The following is a 19,344-nucleotide window of genomic DNA, read 5'->3' on the forward strand; positions in this document are numbered from 1 at the left end:
GCAAGAGGACCCGTCGTAGCTCGTCGACCTCGACGCGCTCCTTCGTCCCTTGCTCGGCCCGGCGGCTATCGCTCCTCATACCTCAGTGTCTGCGGCCTGACGGCCGTCGTGGACTGCGAAAGAACCCGTTGCGCTCGGCGCGAGCCCAATCACTGCTCCCTGAGGAGGCCGGAGCATGCGGAGGCCTTCACGAAGGGTCCTGGTGAGTCGGGTTGCGAAGACCCTTCGTGACGCACCCTCCGCAAGCTCCGGGCGCTCCTCAGGGAGCGGGGTTGGTCGCCCTCCGCAAGCTCCGGGCGCTCCTCAGGGAGCGGGGTTGGTCGCCCTCCGCAAGCTCCGGGCGCTCCTCAGGGAGCGGGGTTGGTCGCCCTCCGCAAGCTCCGGGCGCTCCTCAGGGAGCGGGGTTGGTCGCCCTCCGCAAGCTCCGGGCGCTCCTCAGGGAGCGGGGTTGGTCGCCCTCCGCAAGCTCCGGGCGCTCCTCAGGGAGCGGGGGCGGGGCGTTCTTTCGGATCAGGGAGCAGGGGCTGGTGAGTAGCTTGGCGCGTCGAGACGTTCCGCATTCGTCGGACCGTCTAACTGCCCACGCCCTCCCCGTGCCGGCCCGCGCCGCCGGCGAATCTGCTTGCGCCGGCCAGGGTGTCGGTGGCGAGCGAGACCATGCCGTGTCGGAGTTCGTTGGCGATGGCCGCGTCCGTGTCCAGGCCGTCCTGTTCGAGGACCGACATCCGGTCCTCGCGCATGCACGTCTGCGGGAACGCGGCGATCTCGGCGGCCAGCGCGATCGCGGCCGGTAGCGCGGTCCCGGACGGGACGACGCGATTGGCGAGCCCGATCGACAATGCCTCGTCGGCGGGTACCGCCCGGCCGGTCAGCACGAGATCCATGGCCCGGCTCCCGCCGATCAGACGGGGCAGACGGACGGTGCCGCCGTCGATCAGCGGGACACCCCAGCGACGGCAGAACACCCCGAAGACGGCGTCGTCGTCGACCACACGCAGGTCCGCCCACAGCGCCAGCTCCAGTCCGCCGGCCACGGCGTGCCCGGAGATCGCCGCGATGACCGGCTTGGACAACGTCATCCGAGTCGGACCCATGGGGCCGTCACCGTCGGGTGCCACCCGATTCGGGTCACCGTCCGAGATGGCCTTGAGATCGGCTCCGGCACAGAAGGTCCCGCCTTCGCCGTAGAGCACCGCCACCGACGCCGACTCGTCGGCGTCGAACCGCCGGAAGGCATCCGCCAGCGCATCGGCGGTCGCGCGGTCGACGGCGTTGCGCCGATCCGGCCGGTCGATCCCGATGATCCGCACCGGCCCCTCGGACCGCTCCAGAACCGTCATGGCCTGTCCCCCGTCCCTCGATCCGGTGGCGAAGTACGTCAGGTGTTGAAGTACTTCGCCTCCGGATGGTGCAACACGAACGCGTCGGTCGACTGCTCGGGATGCAACTGCAACTCCTCGGACAGTTCGACGCCGATCCGTCCCGGCTCGAGCAACTCCATCATCTTCGCCCGGTCCTCGAGGTCAGGGCAGGCGCCGTAACCGAACGAGAAACGCGCGCCGCGGTATTCGAGGTCGAAGAAGCCCTGGGCGTTCTCCGGGTCCTCGCTGGCCATCGTGCGGTCGCCGAACGCGAGTTCGCTGCGCACCCGCTGATGCCAGTACTCGGCGAGCGCCTCGGTCAGCTGCACGCCGATGCCGTGCACCTCGAGGTAGTCGCGGTAGGCGTTGTCGGCGAACAGCTTGTTGGCGAAGTCGGCGATCGGCTGTCCCATGGTGACGAGCTGGAACGGCAGCACGTCGACCTTGCCGGCCGCCTTCGCGTCGGCGCGGGACCGGATGAAGTCCGCGATGCACAGGAACCGCGACCGCTGCTGACGCGGGAACGTGAAGCTGAACCGCACCGGCGCATCCGGTTCCGGCTCGGTGAGCACGTGGACGGTGTCGCCCTCGCTGACCGCCGGGTAGTACCCGTAGACCACCGCGGCGTGCTGCAGGATGTTCTCGGTCGACAGGCGATCGATCCAGTACCGCAGTCGCGGACGACCCTCGGTCTCGACGAGATCCTCATACGACGGCCCGTCACCACCGCGGGCGCCCCGAAGGCCCCACTGACCCAGGAACAGCGCGCGCTCGTCGAGGAGCTGCATGTAGTCCGCGATCGGGACGCCCTTGACGATCCGCGACCCCCAGAACGGCGGGGTCGGGATCTCGTTGTCGGCAGCCACATCCGAGCGGGCCGGCACCTCGACGGGTTCCTCGGCGGCCTTGCGCTTGGCCGCGATGCGCTTCGATCGCTCATGGCGGGCCTTGCGTTCGGCGGCCTTCTCCGCCGCGGCCTTCGCCTCGTCGCTGTCCGGGTCGGGTCCCCCACCGCGCTTGGTCGCCATGATGTCGTCCATCAGGCGCAGACCCTCGAAAGCGTCACGCGCATAGTGCACGTCGCCCTCGTAGGTCTCGGAGAGATCGTTCTCGACGTAGGAGCGGGTGAGTGCGGCGCCGCCCAGCAGCACCGGGTACTCGTCGGCGAGCCCGCGGGAGTTGATCTCCTCGAGGTTCTCCTTCATCACCACGGTCGACTTGACCAGCAGCCCGGACATCCCGATGACGTCCGCCCGCTTGTCCGCGGCGACGTCGAGGATGGTCGCGATCGGCTGTTTGATGCCGATGTTGACGACCTCGTACCCGTTGTTGGACAGGATGATGTCGACGAGGTTCTTGCCGATGTCGTGCACGTCGCCCTTGACGGTGGCGAGGACGATGCGTCCCTTGCCGTCCTCGCCGGTGGCCTCCATGTGCGGCTCGAGATGCGCCACCGCGGTCTTCATCACCTCGGCGGACTGCAGCACGAACGGCAGCTGCATCTGGCCCGAACCGAAGAGTTCGCCGACGGTCTTCATCCCGGCCAGCAGCGTGTCGTTGATGATCGTCAGCGGCGGGACCTGGGTCATTGCCTCGTCGAGGTCGTCGGTCAGACCGTTGCGCTCACCGTCGACGATCCGGCGCTCCAGGCGCTCGAACAGCGGCAGCTTCGCCAGTTCCTGGGCCCGCGACTCACGCGCCGAGGCGGCCGAGACACCCTCGAACAGCTCCATGAGCTTCTGCAGCGGGTCGTAACCCTCACGTCGCCGGTCGTAGACGAGGTCGAGGGCGACCTCGCGGTGCTCCTCCGGGATCCGGGCCGTCGGCAGGATCTTCGACGCGTGCACGATCGCGGTGTCGAGGCCGGCCTGCACGCACTCGTGCAGGAAGACCGAGTTGAGCACCTGTCGCGCAGCGGGATTGAGCCCGAAGGAGATGTTCGAGATGCCCAGCGTGAAGTGCACGTCGGGGTGGGCCTCGTGCAGCCGGCGGATCGCCTCGATGGTCTCGATGCCGTCGCGTCGGACTTCTTCCTGACCCGTCGAGATCGGGAAGGTCAGCGTGTCGAGGATGATGTCCTCTTCGGCGAGCCCCCAGTTGCCGGTGATGTCGGCGATCAGCCGCTCGGCCACCCGGACCTTCCAGTCCGCGGTACGCGCCTGCCCCTCCTCGTCGATGGTGAGCGCGACGACCGCCGCCCCGTGCTCGACGACGAGCTGCATGATCTTGGTGAACCGCGAATCCGGTCCGTCGCCGTCCTCGTAGTTGACCGAGTTCACCGCGCAGCGCCCGCCCAGCGACTCCAGACCGGCTCGGATGACCTCCGGCTCGGTGGAGTCGAGCATGATCGGCAGCGTCGACGAGGTGGCGAACCGGCTGGCGAGAGCCGTCATGTCGGCGGCGCCGTCGCGACCGACGTAGTCGACGTTGAGGTCGAGCATGTGCGCGCCGTCGCGGGTCTGGTCCTTGGCGATGTCGAGGCACTTCTGGTAGTCCTCGGCGATCATCGCCTCGCGGAAGGCCTTGGAGCCGTTGGTGTTCGTGCGCTCACCGATCACCAGGAAGCTGGCGTCCTGGTCGAAGGGCACCGCGGAGTACAGCGACGACGTCTCCGACTCGTGTTCCGGGGTCCGGGTCGCCGGGGTCACCTCGGACACCGCGTCCGCGACCTGCCGGATGTGTTCGGGTGTCGTGCCGCAGCAACCGCCGACGAACTGCAGGCCGAACTCGCCCACGAACTGCGACATGGCCTGCGCGAGTTCCTCGGGCGTCAGCGGATACTCGGCACCGTTGGCACCGAGGACCGGCAGACCGGCATTGGGCATCACCGACACCGGGATGCGCGCATGCTTGGAGAGGTACCGCAGGTGTTCGCTCATCTCGGCGGGACCGGTGGCGCAGTTCAGGCCGATCAGATCGATACCGAGCGGCTCCAGCGCTGTCAGCGCGGCACCGATCTCCGAGCCGAGGAGCATCGTGCCGGTCGTCTCGACCGTGACGTGGGAGATGATCGGGATCTTGCGGCCCACCCGCTCCATCGCACGGCGGGCGGCCACCACCGCCGATTTCACCTGCAGCAGGTCCTGCGAGGTCTCGATCAGGATCGCGTCGGCACCGCCCTCGAGCATGCCGATGACGCATTCCAGGTAGGCGTCGCGGATGGCCGCATACGTGGTGTGGCCGAGGCTGGGCAGCTTGGTGCCCGGCCCGATCGAACCCAGGACGAAACGGTCGGTGCCGTCGGCCGAGGGACCCATCTCGTCGGCGACGCCGCGCGCGATCGTCGTTCCCTTGTACGACAACTCCCGGATCCGGTCCGCGATGTCGTAATCGCCCAGATTCGACAGGTTGCACCCGAAGGTGTTGGTCTCCACGGCGTCGGCGCCGGCCTCGAAGTACGCACGGTGGATGCCCTCGAGGACGTCGGGCCGGGTGTCGTTGAGGATCTCGTTGCAACCCTCGAGGCCACGGAAGTCGTCGAGCGTCAGATCCGCGGCCTGCAGCATGGTGCCCATCGCCCCGTCGCCGATCAGTACCCGACGCGACATCGCCGACAGAAATGTCGTGTCGAAATCGCGTGGATCGGTTCCGGAGAAGTCAGGGGACATGGTTGACAGCGTAGTTCGCCCTCTCTGCGTGTTCGGTCGTAGGCTGGATCGGTGAACGCTGAGCAGACGTCGAACCTTCCCCAGCTGCGCAGACCCATTCTGCTCGCGGCCTTCGAGGGGTGGAACGACGCCGGGGACGCCGCCAGCAGCGCTGTCGAGCACCTGGCACTCGAATGGGACGCCCGACCCCTCGCCGACATCGACTCCGATGAATACTACGACTTCCAGGTCAATCGCCCCACCGTGAATCAGATCGACGGGGTCACACGCCGGATCGACTGGCCGACGACGTCGATCTCGTACTGCAGCCCGCGGGGCGCCGACCGCGACATCGTGCTGGTCCGCGGCATCGAACCCAACATGCGGTGGCGGGCGTTCTGCGCCGAGATCGTCGACCTCGCGCAGGAGCTCGGTGTCGAGACCACGGTGATGCTGGGCGCATTGCTCGCCGACACCCCGCACACCCGCCCGGTGCCGGTGACCGGCGCGGCCTACAGCAGCGAGTCCGCGGCCCGGTACAACCTCGCGGAAAGTCGCTACGAGGGACCGACCGGCATCACCGGCGTCCTCCAGGATCTCTTCGTCCAGGCGGGTCTGCCGGCCGTCTCGTTCTGGGCGGCCGTCCCCCACTACGTGTCGACGCCGCCGAACCCGAAGGCCACGGTGGCGCTGCTGACCCGGGTCGAGGAGGTCCTCGACATCGAGGTGCCGCTCGGCACCCTCCCCGAGCAGGCGGAGGAATGGGAACGCGCGGTCACCGAGATGACCGAGGACGACGAGGAGATCGCCGACTACGTGCGCGGGCTCGAGGAGCGCGGGGACGCCGAGGTCGACACCGACGAGGTCATGGCGAAGATCGACGGCGACGCGCTGGCCGCGGAGTTCGAGCGGTATCTCAAACGTCGCGGCCAGGGACCGTTCGGACCCTGAACCAGGCGTCCAGCCGGAATCCGGGTCGTCAGCCGATCTTCTCGATGGACACCACCGGGGTGGTGATCCGCCACGTGCGGACGTCGGGATCGTCGGCGGCGCGCACCCAGAACTGCGCGGACTCCCCCAGGCGACAGGACTTCACCCCGAGCAGCGGGATGTCCTCGGAGTCGCGTCGGAGCCTGCTGACCGTCCAGTCCTCGTTCTCGGTGCCGCCGACCCCGGGGGCCCGGAGCAGCGTCATCTCGGTGAAATCCAGCAGGTAGGTCGACGTCCGGGTGACGACGGTGTACACCCCGGCGTCGGTCTCGGGTCGGATCTCTTGCACGCGCGCCACGTCAGCACTCTACCCAGACGTCGGCGCGCGGACATCCGGGCGTGGGGACAACGCCTATCGGACGTCGGGGACGAGCGGGATTCCCAGCAGCGCGTCGACCGCGGCCGCGAGTTCGGCGGGCGCCGACGTCGACGAACCGATTCCGTTGCGCACATCCGCGCACCAACCGTCCACTGCAGTAAGCGCTTTGGGGGTGTCGAGATCGTCGGCGAGATGCTGGCGGATCCGTGCGATGACCGGTTCGGCGTCGGGTCCGGCGCCGGCGCCGAGCGCCGTACGCCAGCGACCGAGGCGTTCGACGGCCGTGTCCAGGACCGCGTCCGTCCACATCCGGTCACCGCGGTAGTGGTCGGCGAGCAGTGCGAGTCGGATGGCCGCGGGGTCCACGCCCTCGCGACGCAGGACCGACACGAACACGAGATTGCCACGACTCTTCGACATCTTCTCGCCGTCGAGCCCGACCATCCCGGTGTGCACGTAGTGCCGGGCGAACCGCCGCGAACCGGTGAGGGCCTCCCCGTGGGCCGCCGAGTACTCGTGGTGCGGATAGATGAGATCGTTACCGCCGCCCTGGATGTCGAACTCGATCCCGAGCCGGTTCAGCGCGATCGCCGAACACTCGATGTGCCAGCCCGGCCGGCCCGGACCGAACGGCGACTCCCACGACGGCTCGCCCGGACGTTCGGCGCGCCACAGCAGCGCGTCGAGCGGATCGCGTTTGCCGGGACGATCGGGATCGCCGCCGCGCTCGGCGAAGAACCGTTCCATGGTCTCGCGGTCGTACCCCGACTCGTAGCCGAACTGTTCGGTGGCATCGGTGCGGAAATAGACGTCCGGGAACTGCGCATCGTCGACGGTGTAGGCGGCCCCGGAGGCCAGCAGCTTGCCGACGACTTCGACGACCTCGTTGACCGACTCGACCGCGCCGATGTAATCGCGCGGGGGCAGGACGCGCAGGGCGGTCATGTCGTCGCGGAACAGCTGCGTCTCCCGCGCCCCGAGATCACGCCAGTCGACGCCGTCCCGGTCCGCCCGTTCGAACAGCGGGTCGTCGACGTCGGTGACGTTCTGCACGTAATGAACCTCGTGACCCTGATCGCGCAGGATCCGGTTGACCTGGTCGAAGGTCACATAGGTGGCGGCGTGCCCCAGGTGGGTCGCGTCGTAGGGGGTGATGCCGCACACGTACATGGTCGCGGTGGCCCCGGGGGCGACGGGACGGACCGCACGGTCGGCGGTGTCGTAGAGACGGAGGGCGGGTCCACTGCCCGGTACGGCGGGGAGTTCGAGATCGGGCCACGACTGCATGCGTCCACTGTATTGCCCACCGCGCGCAGGCCCTTCACGGCCTCGTCCGGGACGGAGCGCATTCGCTCAGAACGGCGGCCACGGGATGGGCCGGTGACCGGGCGGGTGCGGCATGGTCGCGCTCTCGGCGACCACGATCGCGCGGATCGCGAGCGACTCGATCTCGTCGGGCGTGATGTGTTCGGCGAGCTGTGCGCGCAGGGCCGAGCCGTCGGTCTCCAAGCGCTCCGCGAGCTCGGCGACATCGGCGACGAGGTGCCCGGGTACCGGTTCGCCCGCCCAGCCCCACAGCACCGTCCGCAGTTTGTCCTCCTCGTGCAGACAGATGCCGTGGTCGATCCCGTAGACGGTGCCGTCCAGACCTTCCAGGACGTGACCGCCCTTGCGGTCGGCGTTGTTGAGGATGACGTCGAGCACCGACATGCGCTGTAACCGCGGGTCGTCGGCGTGCACCAGCACGACGGGGTCGCCGTACGGGTCGTAGGCCTGCAGGACCGCGAGATAGCCGGCGGGTACCGCGCCCACCGGGCACAGGTCGACCAGGTCGACCCGCGGTTCGGTCGCCGGGATCGGGTGATCGGTGTTGTCCGGTGTCTCGACCCAGCGCTGCACCATCCCGGGCCCGAGCGGGCCGTCGCGGTGCACTGTGGTCGGGATCGTGTCCCACCCCAGCGCCTCCGAGATCAGGTACGACGCCACTTCCCGTCCGGCGAGCGTGCCGTCGGGGAAGTCCCACAGCGGGACCTCACCGCGCACCGGTTTGTAGACACAACGCACCGAGGTCCGGTCGTCGAGCACCGCATCGCACACGAGCGTCGCGTTGCTGGCCGAGGGGATCCGGCCGAGGATGGTGAGTTCGCCGTCGCGGAGGACGTGGTCGACCGCGGGCTCGTCAGTCACGTGCGGAAGAGCCGGCGTCACCGGGCTCGTCGGGGTCGTCCGGGTCACCGGACGGCGGGGTGTCCCCCGCCTGGCCGAAGGGGTCGTCATCGGCCGCCAGGCCCGGATCACTCTGTGCGGCAAGGCTGTTGAAGACATCGGGGTCGATGAAGTCGAGGGATTTGCTCAACTCCGCATCCCGTTTGTATCCGTTGGTCCGGATACACAGGTGACCTTCGGGGTCGAGCGGTTCGCTGCACAACGGGCACGGCTGTCGTCCCGCGGATATCACCCTCGACGAGCGGGCGGCGAACTCGCGGGCCGCCGCGGTCGTCAGGAAGACCCGCACCGCGTCCGGGCCCTCGTCGGTGTCGTCGAGGACCACGCTCTCGTCGAACTCCCCCTCGGTGATGGCGAGCAACTCGACCACGACCGCCTCGGATTCGGCGTCCCAGCCGAGACCCATGGTGCCGACCCGGAACTCGGCGTCGACCGGCATCACCAGTGGACTCAGGTCACCGACCCGGTCGGTCTCCGGCGGGATCGGCGTGCCGAAGCGTCGGTGGATCTCGTCGAGCAGGGCACCGATCCGGTCGGCGAGGATCTGGACCTGCTGCTTCTCCAGCATCACGCTGATGATGCGGGCCTCGTGGACCGCCTGGAGGTAGAACGTGCGGTCACCGGGCTGCCCGATCGTGCCCGCCACGAAGCGGTCCGGGCTCCGGAACACGTGTATCGCTCGAGACATCACACCTCCTTCGTCGTCTGGTTCATTATCCCGATGTCGCCGGGATCGTCGCGGCACCATTGGCGGACGGCGCTACATCCGCGCCCGTGTCGCCGCCCACCACCGCGTCGTCGGACGGTCGTTGCCCGTCCTGCGCCGGCGGCGGGGGCTTCGGGATGGACAGCAACTCGGTCGCATTCACCGTATGGACATAAGGACGCGACGGCGTGTAGCGGATCACGCTGATCGACGCCGGTTCGACGACGATGCGCTGGAAGGCGTCGAGGTGGCTGCCCATGGCGTCGGCGATGATCGACTTGATCACGTCACCGTGCGAGCACGCGATCCACACCCCGGAACCGTCCGGGCCGCCGTGGACGCGGTCCAGTTCGCGGATGGCGCGTACGGCCCGTGCCTGCACGTCGGCGAGTCCCTCCCCGTCGGGGAAGATCGCGGCCGACGGCTGCCGCTGCACGACCTTCCACAGCGGTTCGGTCAACAATTCCGAGATCGGACGCCCGGTCCACCCGCCGTAGTCGACCTCGGCGAGATCGTCGACGACGATCTCGGGTGGCGCCTGCCCGTCCGCGGCCAGCGCCGCCAGCAGTGGCTGGACGGTCTCGGCGCACCGATCGAGCGGCGAACGCGCCACCGCGCGAATGGACCCGAGATGGTCGCCGAGACGACGAACCAGATCATCGGCCTGGGCGCGCCCGCGGTCGTCGAGGTGGACGCCGGCGCTGCGACCGGCGAGCACCCCTGAGGTGTTCGCCGTCGAACGGCCGTGCCGGAGAAGGATCACGGTCATCCCACAACCATAGGCACCGGCCCGGCGGGACCGCACGGCGCGACCGCCCGGCGCCGCGGCCGTGGCATCAGGTCGCCGAGACGACGCCGGTCGACAACAGGATGATCAGCGTGACGCCCAGCACGATGCGATAGGCGCCGAACCAGTTCATGGAGTGCGCGCTGACGAACTTGAGCAGCCAGGCGATCGCGGCATAACCGACGACGAACGCGACCAGCGTCGCGACGAGCAGCTGGGGCCCGCTGGCCTCCATGCCCTCCCCGCTCGGGTTGAACGCGTCCGGGAGGCTGAACAGGCCGGATGCGGTGACCGCGGGGATGGCCAGCAGGAACGAGAAGCGGAAGGCGGCTTCGCGTTCGAGTCCGAGGAACAGGCCGGCACTCGCGGTCGCACCGGACCGCGACACGCCCGGAATCAGCGCCAGACATTGGGCGCCACCCATCACGAGGCCGTCCCGCAGGGTGAGCTGTTCGAGATTCCGCTGCTTCTGCCCGTAGCGCTCGGCCAGCCAGAACACGCCGGCGAACACGATCAGCATGATGGCGACGAGCCACAGATTGCGTCCGGTGGTGCGGATCTCGTCCTTGAACAGGAAACCGATCAGGCCGATCGGGATGGTCGCGAAGATCACGTACCAGCCGATCCGGTAGTCGACGTTCCGCTCGTCGGCATGACGGAGCCCGCGGAACCACGCGGTGATGATGCGGACGATGTCGCGGGCGAAGAAGACGAGGACCGCGGCCTCGGTGCCGAGCTGCGTGACCGCGGTGAAGGAGGCCCCGGCGTCCTCGCCGAACATCAGTTCGGAGGCGATCCGGAGATGCCCGGACGACGAGATCGGCAGGAACTCGGTGAGGCCCTGCAACGCCCCGAGAACGATCGACTGGGTCCACGTCATGGTGTCGGTCACGGCGCCCGATGCTACTTGGGACCGCCGCGGCCGACCCGACACGACGACACGGCTCCGACCCGCCTGAGCGGCGCGCGGAAGCGGTCGCGCAAGATGGGGACATGCTCTTCCCGCGACCTTCACGCCCAAGTCACCAGTCCCACACGGGCATGTCGCGGCTACGGGGCCCGATCGCGGCCACGGCGGCACTGGTCATCGGTGTGGGCATGATCACCGCGTGCGGCTCCGACGACGGCACCCCCGACGTACCGACCGTCGTGCCCGCGACCGCGCCGGAGGCGCCGGCGAATTCGACGACGGCTCCCGCGGGCACCGTCGTGCCCGCCCCGGCCGAGGCGCGTGCGCTCGCCGCGTCGGATAGCAGCGTCGCCGTCCTGTCAGCCGACGGCAACCAGATCCTCCGATACGACGCCGGGGCGCTGACGACCCCGCCGCAGACGATCGCGGTCCCGGGCCTCACCACCCTGGCCGCCGGCGACGACGGCGGGTTCGTCGGCGCGGGCCCGCGTGCGCTCGTCGTCGTCGATGCCGACGGACGGGTCCGCACCGGCGACCTCGAGTCCGACCAGCCGACGGCGATCGCCCGGACCACGGCCGGGCTGCTCGTCGTCGGCACAGCCGATGGACGAGTCCTCGTGTACGACAACGATTTCGCGAAGAAGCACGACGTCGATCGCTTCGTACGGGTGGACTCGGTGACGGCCGCGCCCGAGTCTGCGGAAGGCCTCGACGGCCAGGTCGTCGTCCTGGATCGGGCGCAGTCGTCGGTGACCCCCGTCGACCCCGAATCCGGTGAACTGGGGCCGGCGCTGCGTGCGGGCAACGGGGCCACCAACTCGACCGTCGACGAGTTCGGACGCGTGCTGGTCGCCAACACCCGTGACGGCGAGATCCTCGGCTTCTTCGGATCACCGCTGGTGATGCGCTTTCGCTACCCGGTGGCCGGCGGACCGTACGCCGTAGACTACGACGACACCCGAGACCTGCTCTGGGTCTCGACGACCGGCGACAACGAGGTGGTGGCATTTGACCTGGCAGACGGTGAACCCACCGAGGTCCGGCGGTTCGCTTCGGTCGTACAGCCCGACCGCATCGTGGTCGACGGATCGGGCACCGTCTACGTGCTCTCGGCGCGGAACGGCGGACTCCAGGTGGTTCCCGACGACGGGCGGGCCGAATGAACCCCGGCGCCGGGAGCGAAGCGAGCGGGCCGAATGAATCCCGGCGCCGGGAGCGAAGCGAGCGGGCCGAATGAATCCCGGCGCCGGGAGCGAAGCGAGCGGGCCGAATGAATACTGACCGGCGTCCGCACGCTCGTAGTGCGCGTACTGCTGCGCGCCTCGGTTCGCGCTATCCCGACGGGTGGGAGGTCACCTCGGAGGATGTCGAGTGCATCCTGCTGCGTCTTCCCCCTGACGTCACCCGGGTGACCGCATCGATGCGGTTGGCCCTCGAGGCGGAGTTCGGCGGTTGGGAGCTGTCCCGGGTGCGGCTCTACTCCGACGGAACCCGCAAGGTGCTGCTCAAACGGCGCCGGCCGCCGCGAGGTTCACGCGGGCCCGACACCGCCGACCCGACCGGCGACCGGTCCACCGGATTCGACGACAACGACCCACGGAGCGCCCGCGCATGCTGATGTCCCGCAGCACCACCCGAGTACTTCCCGTGCTCAACCGGTGGTGCTATCCCCTGCTGCGCTCGATCATGTTCCGCGTCGATCCGGAGCGAATCCATCACATCGTGTTCTCGGTGCTGCGCGTCGTCGGGCGGTTTCCGCCGTTGGCGTTCCTGACCGCGAGGCTGTTGGCCCGGCATGATCCGATCCTGCGGACGCGGGTGTTCGGCGTCGACTTCCCCGCCCCGATCGGTCTGGCGGCCGGGTTCGACAAGACGGCCGGCGCGGTGAACACCTGGGGTCAGCTCGGCTTCGGGTTCGCCGAGATCGGCACGATCACCGGCCAGGGGCAGCCCGGGAATCCGACGCCGCGATTGTTCCGGCTGCCCGCGGACCGTGCGCTGATCAATCGGATGGGCTTCAACAATCCCGGTGCCGAGGTGGCCGCACAGCACCTGACCGAGGTACGACGGGGGCCGGTGTCGGTCCCCATCGGAGCCAACATCGGCAAGACCAAGGTCGTCCCGGTCGAGGACGCCATCGACGACTACCGGCGTTCGGCGGAACTGCTCGGACCGCTCGCGGATTTCGTCGTGGTCAACGTGAGTTCGCCGAACACCCCGGGACTGCGCGATCTGCAGGCCGTCGACTCCCTGCGGCCCATCCTGGCCGCGGTGCTCGCCGCCGTGGACGTCCCGGTGCTGGTGAAGATCGCCCCCGACCTCGTCGACGACGACGTCGACGCCGTGGCGGACCTGGCCGTGGAGCTCGGCCTGGCCGGGATCGTCGCCACCAACACCACGATCGGCCGCGAGGGTCTGCGCACCGCGTCGCACGAGGTCGACAAGATCGGTGCCGGTGGTCTGTCCGGGCCGCCGGTCGCCGCTCGGTCGCTGACGGTGCTACGTCGCCTCTACGACCGCGTCGGCGGACGTGTCGCGCTCGTCAGCGTGGGCGGCATCGAGACCGTCGACCAGGCCTGGGAGCGGATCTGCGCCGGTGCCGACCTGTTGCAGGTCTACACCGGCTTCATCTACGGCGGCCCGGTGTGGCTCGCCGAACTCCATGCCGGACTCGCCCGGCGCGCCCGCGCCGGTGGCTTCGCCTCGATCTCCGACGCGGTCGGTTGCGCGGCCCGCAACCAGCCCTGACGGCCACCGATCGCCCGGTACGCAGGGCACCGGGCGATCGGCCGGCCGTGCGAGAACTCAGACGTTCTCGGCTGGTTGCTCGTAGGTGCCGACGAGGGTCGCCCGCGCGATCGCATGAGAGAACAGGTTGAAACCCAGGTAGGCCGGTGTCGCGTTCTCCGGCAGCCCGAGCGATTCGGTGTCCACGGCGTGCACGACGACGAAATAGCGGTGCGGGCCGTGTCCGGGAGGCGGCGCGGCACCGATGTAGCGGCGTAGCGAAGCGTCGTTGGTGAGAGTGACCGCGCCTCCGGGGAGCCCGGACCCGTCGTCGTCGCCGGCGCCCTCGGGCAGGCTCGTGACCGAGGCGGGGATGTCGGCGACGGCCCAGTGCCAGAACCCGGCGGCGGTCGGAGCGTCGGGGTCGTAGACGGTGACGGCGAAACTCTTGGTCTCGGCGGGGAATCCGGACCAGCTCAGCTGCGGTGAGAGGTCCTCGCCACCCGCACCCATGATCCCGCTCACCTGCCCGTTGGCGAGTGCAGCCCCGTCGGTGAAGCTCTCCGAGGTCAGGGTGAAACCGGGAAGGCTCGGCAGCGGGGAGTACGGGTCGAATGACGACATGTGTTCACCTTTCTCACGTTTCGCGCGGCGGAAGAGTGCCGGTCACCCTCCGAACCGGTGCGCCCGGATCGGCGGGAAGGCCGTGACGCCCACTGTAGTGGTGTGCTCAGCTGTGCCGCAGAAAGTGCTCGAAGACCTTGGTGCCGAACAGAACCGAATCGACGGGCACGCGCTCGTCGACGCCGTGGAACAGGGCCGCGAAGTCGAGTTCGGGCGGCAACCGCAACGGCGCGAACCCGAAGCACCGGATGCCCAGCTTCGCGAACGCCTTGGCGTCGGTGCCGCCGGAGAGCATGTACGGCACCGTCTTTCCCTGCGGATCGTGCTCGAGGACGGCGGCGTTCATCGCATCCACCAGGTCGCCGTCGAAGGTCGTCTCGTAGGAATCGAGATGGGTGATCCACTCCCGCCGCACGTTGGGCCCGATGAGTTCGTCGATCTCCTTCTCGAATGCGGCCTGCCGCCCGGGGAGCACGCGGCAGTCGATGACCGCCTCGGCCTTCTGCGGGATGACGTTGGCCTTGTAGCCGGCCTTGAGCATCGTGGGATTGGCGGTGTCACGCAGGGTCGCGCCGATGATCCGCGCGAGGTTGCCCAGCTTGAACAGCGACGTCTCCAGGTCGGGGGCCTCGGGACTCAGGTCCAGGCCCGTCTCCGCACTGACCTCGGCCAGGAACTGGCTGACCGATTCCGTCATCACCAGGGGGAACGTGTGCCGACCGATCCGGGCGACCGCTTCGGCGACCTCGGTGACGGCGTTCTCGTCGTGCAGGAACGATCCGTGTCCGGCCCGCGCCTCGGCGGTGAGCCGCATCCACGCGAGCCCCTTCTCGGCCGTCTCGACCAGATAGAGACGCTTCTGCGTGCCGTCGGGCCGGTCGACGGTGAGCGAGAAGCCGCCGACCTCGCCGACGGCCTCGGTGATGCCCTCGAACAGGTCGGGCCGGTTCTCGACGAGCCAGTGGGCGCCCCACGCCCCGCCGGCCTCTTCGTCGGCGAGGAACGCGAACACCAGCTCCCGGGGCGGCACTGTGCCGTCTCGTTTGAACTGACGCGCGAGCGCCAGGGCCATTCCGGCCATGTCCTTCATGTCGACCGCGCCGCGGCCCCAGATGTAGCCGTCCTTGATGGCACCGGAGAACGGGTGAACACTCCAGTCGGCCGGTTCGGCGGGCACGACGTCGAGGTGGGCGTGGATCAGCAGCGCGCCGCGATCGGAGTCGGGCGGACCGGCGAGGCGCGCGAACACATTGCCGCGGCCGGGACGGCCGGACTCGACGTACTGCGTGGTGTAGCCCACCTCCTCGAGCTGCTGGGCCACCCACTTGGCGCACTCCTCCTCGCCTTTGGTGGTCTCGGGCTCGCCCGAGTTGGAGGTGTCGAAACGGATCAATTGGCTGACCAGATCGACCACTTCGTCGGTCGCAGACTGTGAAGACACCCCTCACTCCTACGGGATTTGGGATACACGGGCAACCTCGGTTAGGGTTATCCCGCTGCAGCGAGACGGGGTCGAGAGACCACCGGCGGGAGATCGCCGGACGCTCACCGCGGCACGCAGGTCCGAGTGGCGGAATGGCAGACGCGCTAGCTTGAGGTGCTAGTGTCCTATTAACGGACGTGGGGGTTCAAGTCCCCCCTCGGACACCAGAACAACGAGAAGAACCCCGGCTCACCGCCGGGGTTCTTCTCGTTGTGCCGCAAGCGATCTCCGCGTCAGGGTGCGACCGAGTCCGCGAGCGCCGCCCACGCCCGCGAGTACGGCAGATCGATCGAGTTCTCCACGAAGGCCCGCAGGATCGCCCGACGCAGTCGCCGCTGCACCGCCCACTGGCCGTTCGGTTTGGTCTTCACCGTCAGACGCAGGACGACCTGATCCGACGACACCTCCTGGACGCCGAGCATCTCGATCTGGCCGAGGATGTCGGTCGAGTCCTCCTCCACCGCGGTGCGGGCCGCCTCGTCGGCCACCTGCTGCGCCTTGTCGATGTCGGCGCCGGGCGCCACCGGGACGTCGACGCGCGCGACCGCGAACTCCTGGCTCATGTTGCCCACGCGGGCGATCTCGCCGTTGCGGACGTACCAGAGGGTGCCGTCGATGTCGCGCAGGGTGGTGACGCGCAGCCCCACCGATTCGACTTCGCCGACGGCCTCGCCGAGATCGACGATGTCACCCACGCCGTACTGGTCCTCGAGCAGCATGAAGACACCGGTCACGAAGTCGCGCACCAGGTTCTGCGCACCGAAACCGATGGCGAGGCCGACGATGCCGGCCGAGGCGATGAACGGCGCGATGTTGACGCCGAGGACGCTCAGGACCGACAGCACCACCCAGACGAGCAGCACGATCGACACCGTCGACTTGAGCACCGACCCGATCGTCGCGGCCCGCTGTGCACGGCGTGCGGCGATCTGGGCGTTGCGCTCGGTGGAGGCCGACTTCGACCGCAGTCCGCGCATGAGAGCGGTGCCGCGGCCCGGCTCCCCGCCGGCGGTCCGTGGCCGGGTGGCGCGGTCGATGGCACGGTGGATCACGAAGCGGACGATCAACGCCACGACCACGTAGGCGACGATGCGAGCGGGATTCTCGATCAGCCATTCGCGGTTCGTTTCCGTCCATTCGAAGGCAGAGTCCTGAATCGACATGGGTCCGACCGTACGGATGATGAGATCGTTGTCCAGTCGTGACCGACCCCGTGTCCGCTCTCTGGGCAAGACGGGATGTGGCCGAAACCGTTGTCGGCCTGCGGTGAACATGACAATGAACCGGCCGAGGATCATCTGTTTCGCGTATGTGCTCTCCATCACGTCGAGCGCGAGCCGCAACCGCCCCCCCGGGTGGCCTCCGAGGCGTCGGCGTGGTCCCCACGGGGTGGTAAAACCCCGTTCGCAGCGGACCCGGCACAATTGTGCGGTGACCCAGCGCCTGTTCTTCGACTGCGACACCGGCATCGACGACTCACTCGCGCTGATCTATCTGCTCGCGCGCACCGACGTCGACCTCGTCGGAGTGGCCTCCACGGCCGGCAATGTGCCCGTCGATGTCGTCACGGCCAACAATCTCTCGTGGCTGGAGCTGTGCGGACGCCCCGAGGTGCCCGTCCACACCGGCCCGGCCACTCCCCTCGTCGCCGCGCTGATGACCACCGAGGACACCCACGGTCCGCTGGGCGTCGGACACGCCGAACTGCCGGCCCCGACCACGACGCCGAGCCATCTCGATGCCGCCGACGCCTGGATCGAGGCGTCGCAGGCCCACGCCGGCGAACTCGTCGGGCTGGTGACCGGCCCGCTCACGTCCCTGGCGACCGCGATCCGACGCGACCCGGACCTGCCGGCGCGCCTGCGGCGCCTGGTCATCATGGGCGGCGCCTTCCACACCCATGGCAACACGACGCCCACCTCGGAGTGGAACGTCGCCGTCGACCCGGAAGCGGCCGCCGAGGTCTTCACCGCCTTCGGCACCGCGGGTGCCCCCGAACCCATCGTCTGCGCGCTCGACCTCACCGAGTCGGTCGTTCTGACACCCGACCACGTGGTCCGACTCGCCGCCGCGGCCGGCAGCACACCCGTCGAGTGCCCGGATCCGACCGACGAACGCGGACTCCGTTCGGTCGCCGACAACGACATCATCCGGCATCTCGTGGACGCCCTGCGGTTCTATTTCGAGTTCCACGACGATCACGACGAGGGTTACATCGCCCACCTGCACGACCCGTTCGCCGCACTGGTCGCGCTGGCCCCCGACACGGTCGAGACCCGCCCGGCGCGCGTCGACGTCGAACTCGCCGGGACGCTGACGCGGGGCATGACCGTGGCCGACGAACGCGCGATGACCGCACCCGGACCCAACGCCCGCATCGCGACCTCCACCGACGTCGACGCCGTGTTCGACGAATTGATCGAGACGATCGGCGCGTTCGCGCGCAGTCGCGCACCCGAAATCGTCGGCACCGCGCCGGAGGAGTCCACCGGACTACTCTGAACGGGTGACTCGACTCGGTTACCAGATCCCGAACTTCACCTACCCCGGCGTCGCCGCCGACCAGTTGTTCCCCACCGTGGTCGCGCAGGCGCAAGAGGCCGAGAACTCCGGTTTCGACACCGTCTTCGTGATGGACCACTTCTATCAGTTGCCGATGCTCGGTGAGCCCGACGATCCGATGATCGAGTGCTACACCCTGCTCGCGGCACTCGCCCAGCACACCTCGAAGGTCCGTCTGTCGTCGCTCGTCACCGGCAACACCTACCGCAACCCGACGCTGCTCGCGAAGACGGTCACGGCTCTCGACGTGGTGTCGGGTGGTCGGGCCCAGCTCGGCATCGGCGCGGGATGGTATGAGCTGGAACATGATTCGCTCGGGTACGAGTTCGGGACGTTCACCGACCGGTTCGAGCGCCTCGAGGAGGCGCTGCAGATCATCCTCGGCATGCTCGCCGGCGAGACACCCAGCCTCGACGGTGACCGCTATCAGGTCACCAACGCTCTCAATGTGCCTGCGCCGCTCTCGAAGATCCCGGTGATGATCGGCGGCGGCGGCGAGCGCAAGACGTTGCGGATGGTCGCGCAGTACGCCGACGAATCGAACCTGCTGTGCACACCCGCCGACATCCCCCGCAAACTCGACGCCCTCGCCGAACACTGCGAACGACTCGGCCGGGACCGCTCGGAGATCACCGTGACCGTCCAGACGTCGGCCTGCGTGGCGCCGACCGCCGCCGAGGCGACCGCCGAGCTGGAGGCGTACCTGGAGCGCACACCGGCGGCCGAGTCACGTCGCGGATCGACGATCGTCGGGGATCCCGACGAGGTGGCCGCCCGGTACGCCGAGCTGCTCGCGACCGGTGTCGACGGTGTCACGGTGAACGCTCCCGCCAACGGCCACGTGCCGGGGCGGGTCTCGCTACTCGGCGAGACACTGGCACCGCTCATCGGCTGATCCCTCCCCCTCATCCGAAGAACCGCACAAGCACTGGTCCCTGAGGTGCGAGGAGCGATAGCGACGAGATGGTCCTATAGATTGTCAAGCGCTCCGAGGTCGGTGGTGAAGGCTTTGTAGAGTTCGCGGGCGACGTAGCGTTTGAGGCATCGGATGATTTCTTTCTT

At 68.8% G+C, this 19,344-nt stretch carries 17 protein-coding genes and 1 tRNA gene; 7 read left to right on the top strand and 11 right to left on the bottom strand.

What is annotated here, in order from left to right; translation table 11 throughout:
• Positions 1-572: 572 nt before the first annotated feature.
• Both KB201_RS15795 and metH read right to left on the bottom strand, forming a co-directional pair.
• Entirely contained in the window at positions 573-1,340 is a 768-nt protein-coding gene (locus KB201_RS15795) for a crotonase/enoyl-CoA hydratase family protein (RefSeq protein WP_211539744.1), read from the bottom strand.
• Positions 1,341-1,378: 38 nt separating this feature from the next.
• Positions 1,379-4,969, bottom strand: a complete 3,591-nt coding sequence (gene metH / locus KB201_RS15800) for a methionine synthase (protein WP_211539745.1) — start codon at positions 4,967-4,969, stop codon at positions 1,379-1,381.
• 51 nt (positions 4,970-5,020) lie between these two features.
• On the opposite strand from metH, the gene KB201_RS15805 reads away from it, so the two are divergent.
• The gene (locus tag KB201_RS15805; RefSeq protein ID WP_058250418.1) at positions 5,021-5,899 is read left to right on the top strand and encodes a PAC2 family protein; all 879 of its coding nucleotides are present in this window, start codon (positions 5,021-5,023) and stop codon (positions 5,897-5,899) included.
• Between the two features lie 28 nt (positions 5,900-5,927).
• Here the strand turns inward: KB201_RS15805 and KB201_RS15810 are convergent, their stop codons facing one another.
• From KB201_RS15810 to KB201_RS15835, 6 genes are all read right to left on the bottom strand, one after another.
• Entirely contained in the window at positions 5,928-6,236 is a 309-nt protein-coding gene (locus KB201_RS15810) for a hypothetical protein (RefSeq protein WP_058250417.1), read from the bottom strand.
• A gap of 54 nt (positions 6,237-6,290) precedes the next feature.
• Positions 6,291-7,544 (bottom strand): cysteine--1-D-myo-inosityl 2-amino-2-deoxy-alpha-D-glucopyranoside ligase, encoded by a 1,254-nt coding sequence (gene mshC, locus KB201_RS15815; protein ID WP_211539747.1) that lies wholly within the window; start codon positions 7,542-7,544, stop codon positions 6,291-6,293.
• Positions 7,545-7,610: 66 nt separating this feature from the next.
• On the bottom strand, positions 7,611-8,465 hold the full coding sequence (locus tag KB201_RS15820; protein WP_058250415.1) for an SCO1664 family protein: 855 nt from the start codon (positions 8,463-8,465) through the stop codon (positions 7,611-7,613).
• Positions 8,437-9,171, bottom strand: a complete 735-nt coding sequence (locus KB201_RS15825) for a DUF3090 domain-containing protein (RefSeq protein WP_058250414.1) — start codon at positions 9,169-9,171, stop codon at positions 8,437-8,439. Before KB201_RS15825 ends, KB201_RS15820 begins: the two co-directional genes overlap by 29 nt.
• Positions 9,172-9,196: 25 nt before the next feature.
• Positions 9,197-9,958, bottom strand: a complete 762-nt coding sequence (locus tag KB201_RS15830) for an MSMEG_4193 family putative phosphomutase (RefSeq protein WP_058250413.1) — start codon at positions 9,956-9,958, stop codon at positions 9,197-9,199.
• Between the two features lie 67 nt (positions 9,959-10,025).
• On the bottom strand, positions 10,026-10,868 hold the full coding sequence (locus KB201_RS15835) for an undecaprenyl-diphosphate phosphatase (protein ID WP_058250412.1): 843 nt from the start codon (positions 10,866-10,868) through the stop codon (positions 10,026-10,028).
• A 149-nt stretch (positions 10,869-11,017) separates the two neighbouring features.
• Between KB201_RS15835 and KB201_RS15840 the strand changes: the two genes are divergently transcribed.
• The 3 genes from KB201_RS15840 (at position 11,018) to KB201_RS15850 (ending at position 13,634) form a co-directional block, all read left to right on the top strand.
• A complete protein-coding gene (locus tag KB201_RS15840) occupies positions 11,018-12,049 on the top strand; it encodes a YncE family protein (RefSeq protein WP_058250411.1) in 1,032 nt (343 codons plus the stop codon).
• A 107-nt stretch (positions 12,050-12,156) separates the two neighbouring features.
• Positions 12,157-12,504, top strand: a complete 348-nt coding sequence (locus tag KB201_RS15845) for a DUF5703 family protein (RefSeq protein ID WP_058250410.1) — start codon at positions 12,157-12,159, stop codon at positions 12,502-12,504.
• Positions 12,498-13,634, top strand: coding sequence for a quinone-dependent dihydroorotate dehydrogenase (locus KB201_RS15850; protein ID WP_058250409.1), 1,137 nt, complete (start codon positions 12,498-12,500; stop codon positions 13,632-13,634). The genes KB201_RS15845 and KB201_RS15850 overlap by 7 nt, the downstream gene beginning before the upstream one ends.
• Positions 13,635-13,691: 57 nt before the next feature.
• Here KB201_RS15850 and KB201_RS15855 read toward each other — a convergent pair whose 3' ends face one another.
• Positions 13,692-14,237 (bottom strand): YbhB/YbcL family Raf kinase inhibitor-like protein, encoded by a 546-nt coding sequence (locus KB201_RS15855; RefSeq protein ID WP_058250408.1) that lies wholly within the window; start codon positions 14,235-14,237, stop codon positions 13,692-13,694.
• A gap of 106 nt (positions 14,238-14,343) precedes the next feature.
• Complete coding sequence (locus KB201_RS15860) at positions 14,344-15,678, bottom strand: M20/M25/M40 family metallo-hydrolase (protein WP_058250407.1); 1,335 nt, start codon at positions 15,676-15,678, stop codon at positions 14,344-14,346.
• Positions 15,679-15,798: 120 nt separating this feature from the next.
• Between KB201_RS15860 and KB201_RS15865 the strand changes: the two genes are divergently transcribed.
• Positions 15,799-15,887, top strand: a tRNA-Leu gene (locus tag KB201_RS15865).
• A gap of 66 nt (positions 15,888-15,953) precedes the next feature.
• Here KB201_RS15865 and KB201_RS15870 read toward each other — a convergent pair.
• Complete coding sequence (locus KB201_RS15870; RefSeq protein WP_211539749.1) at positions 15,954-16,883, bottom strand: mechanosensitive ion channel family protein; 930 nt, start codon at positions 16,881-16,883, stop codon at positions 15,954-15,956.
• A gap of 268 nt (positions 16,884-17,151) precedes the next feature.
• Here KB201_RS15870 and KB201_RS15875 point away from each other — a divergent pair, with 268 nt between their 5' ends.
• Together KB201_RS15875 and KB201_RS15880 are read left to right on the top strand one after the other, a co-directional pair.
• Complete coding sequence (locus KB201_RS15875; RefSeq protein ID WP_078112401.1) at positions 17,152-18,222, top strand: nucleoside hydrolase; 1,071 nt, start codon at positions 17,152-17,154, stop codon at positions 18,220-18,222.
• 4 nt (positions 18,223-18,226) lie between these two features.
• Positions 18,227-19,177: an LLM class F420-dependent oxidoreductase gene (locus tag KB201_RS15880; RefSeq protein WP_211539751.1), complete on the top strand. Its 951-nt coding sequence runs from the start codon at positions 18,227-18,229 to the stop codon at positions 19,175-19,177.
• Positions 19,178-19,344 lie beyond the last annotated feature (167 nt).

This window comes from Gordonia sp. SCSIO 19800 (assembly GCF_018132775.1).
In the GTDB taxonomy this organism is placed as follows: Bacteria; Actinomycetota; Actinomycetes; order Mycobacteriales; family Mycobacteriaceae; genus Gordonia; species Gordonia hongkongensis.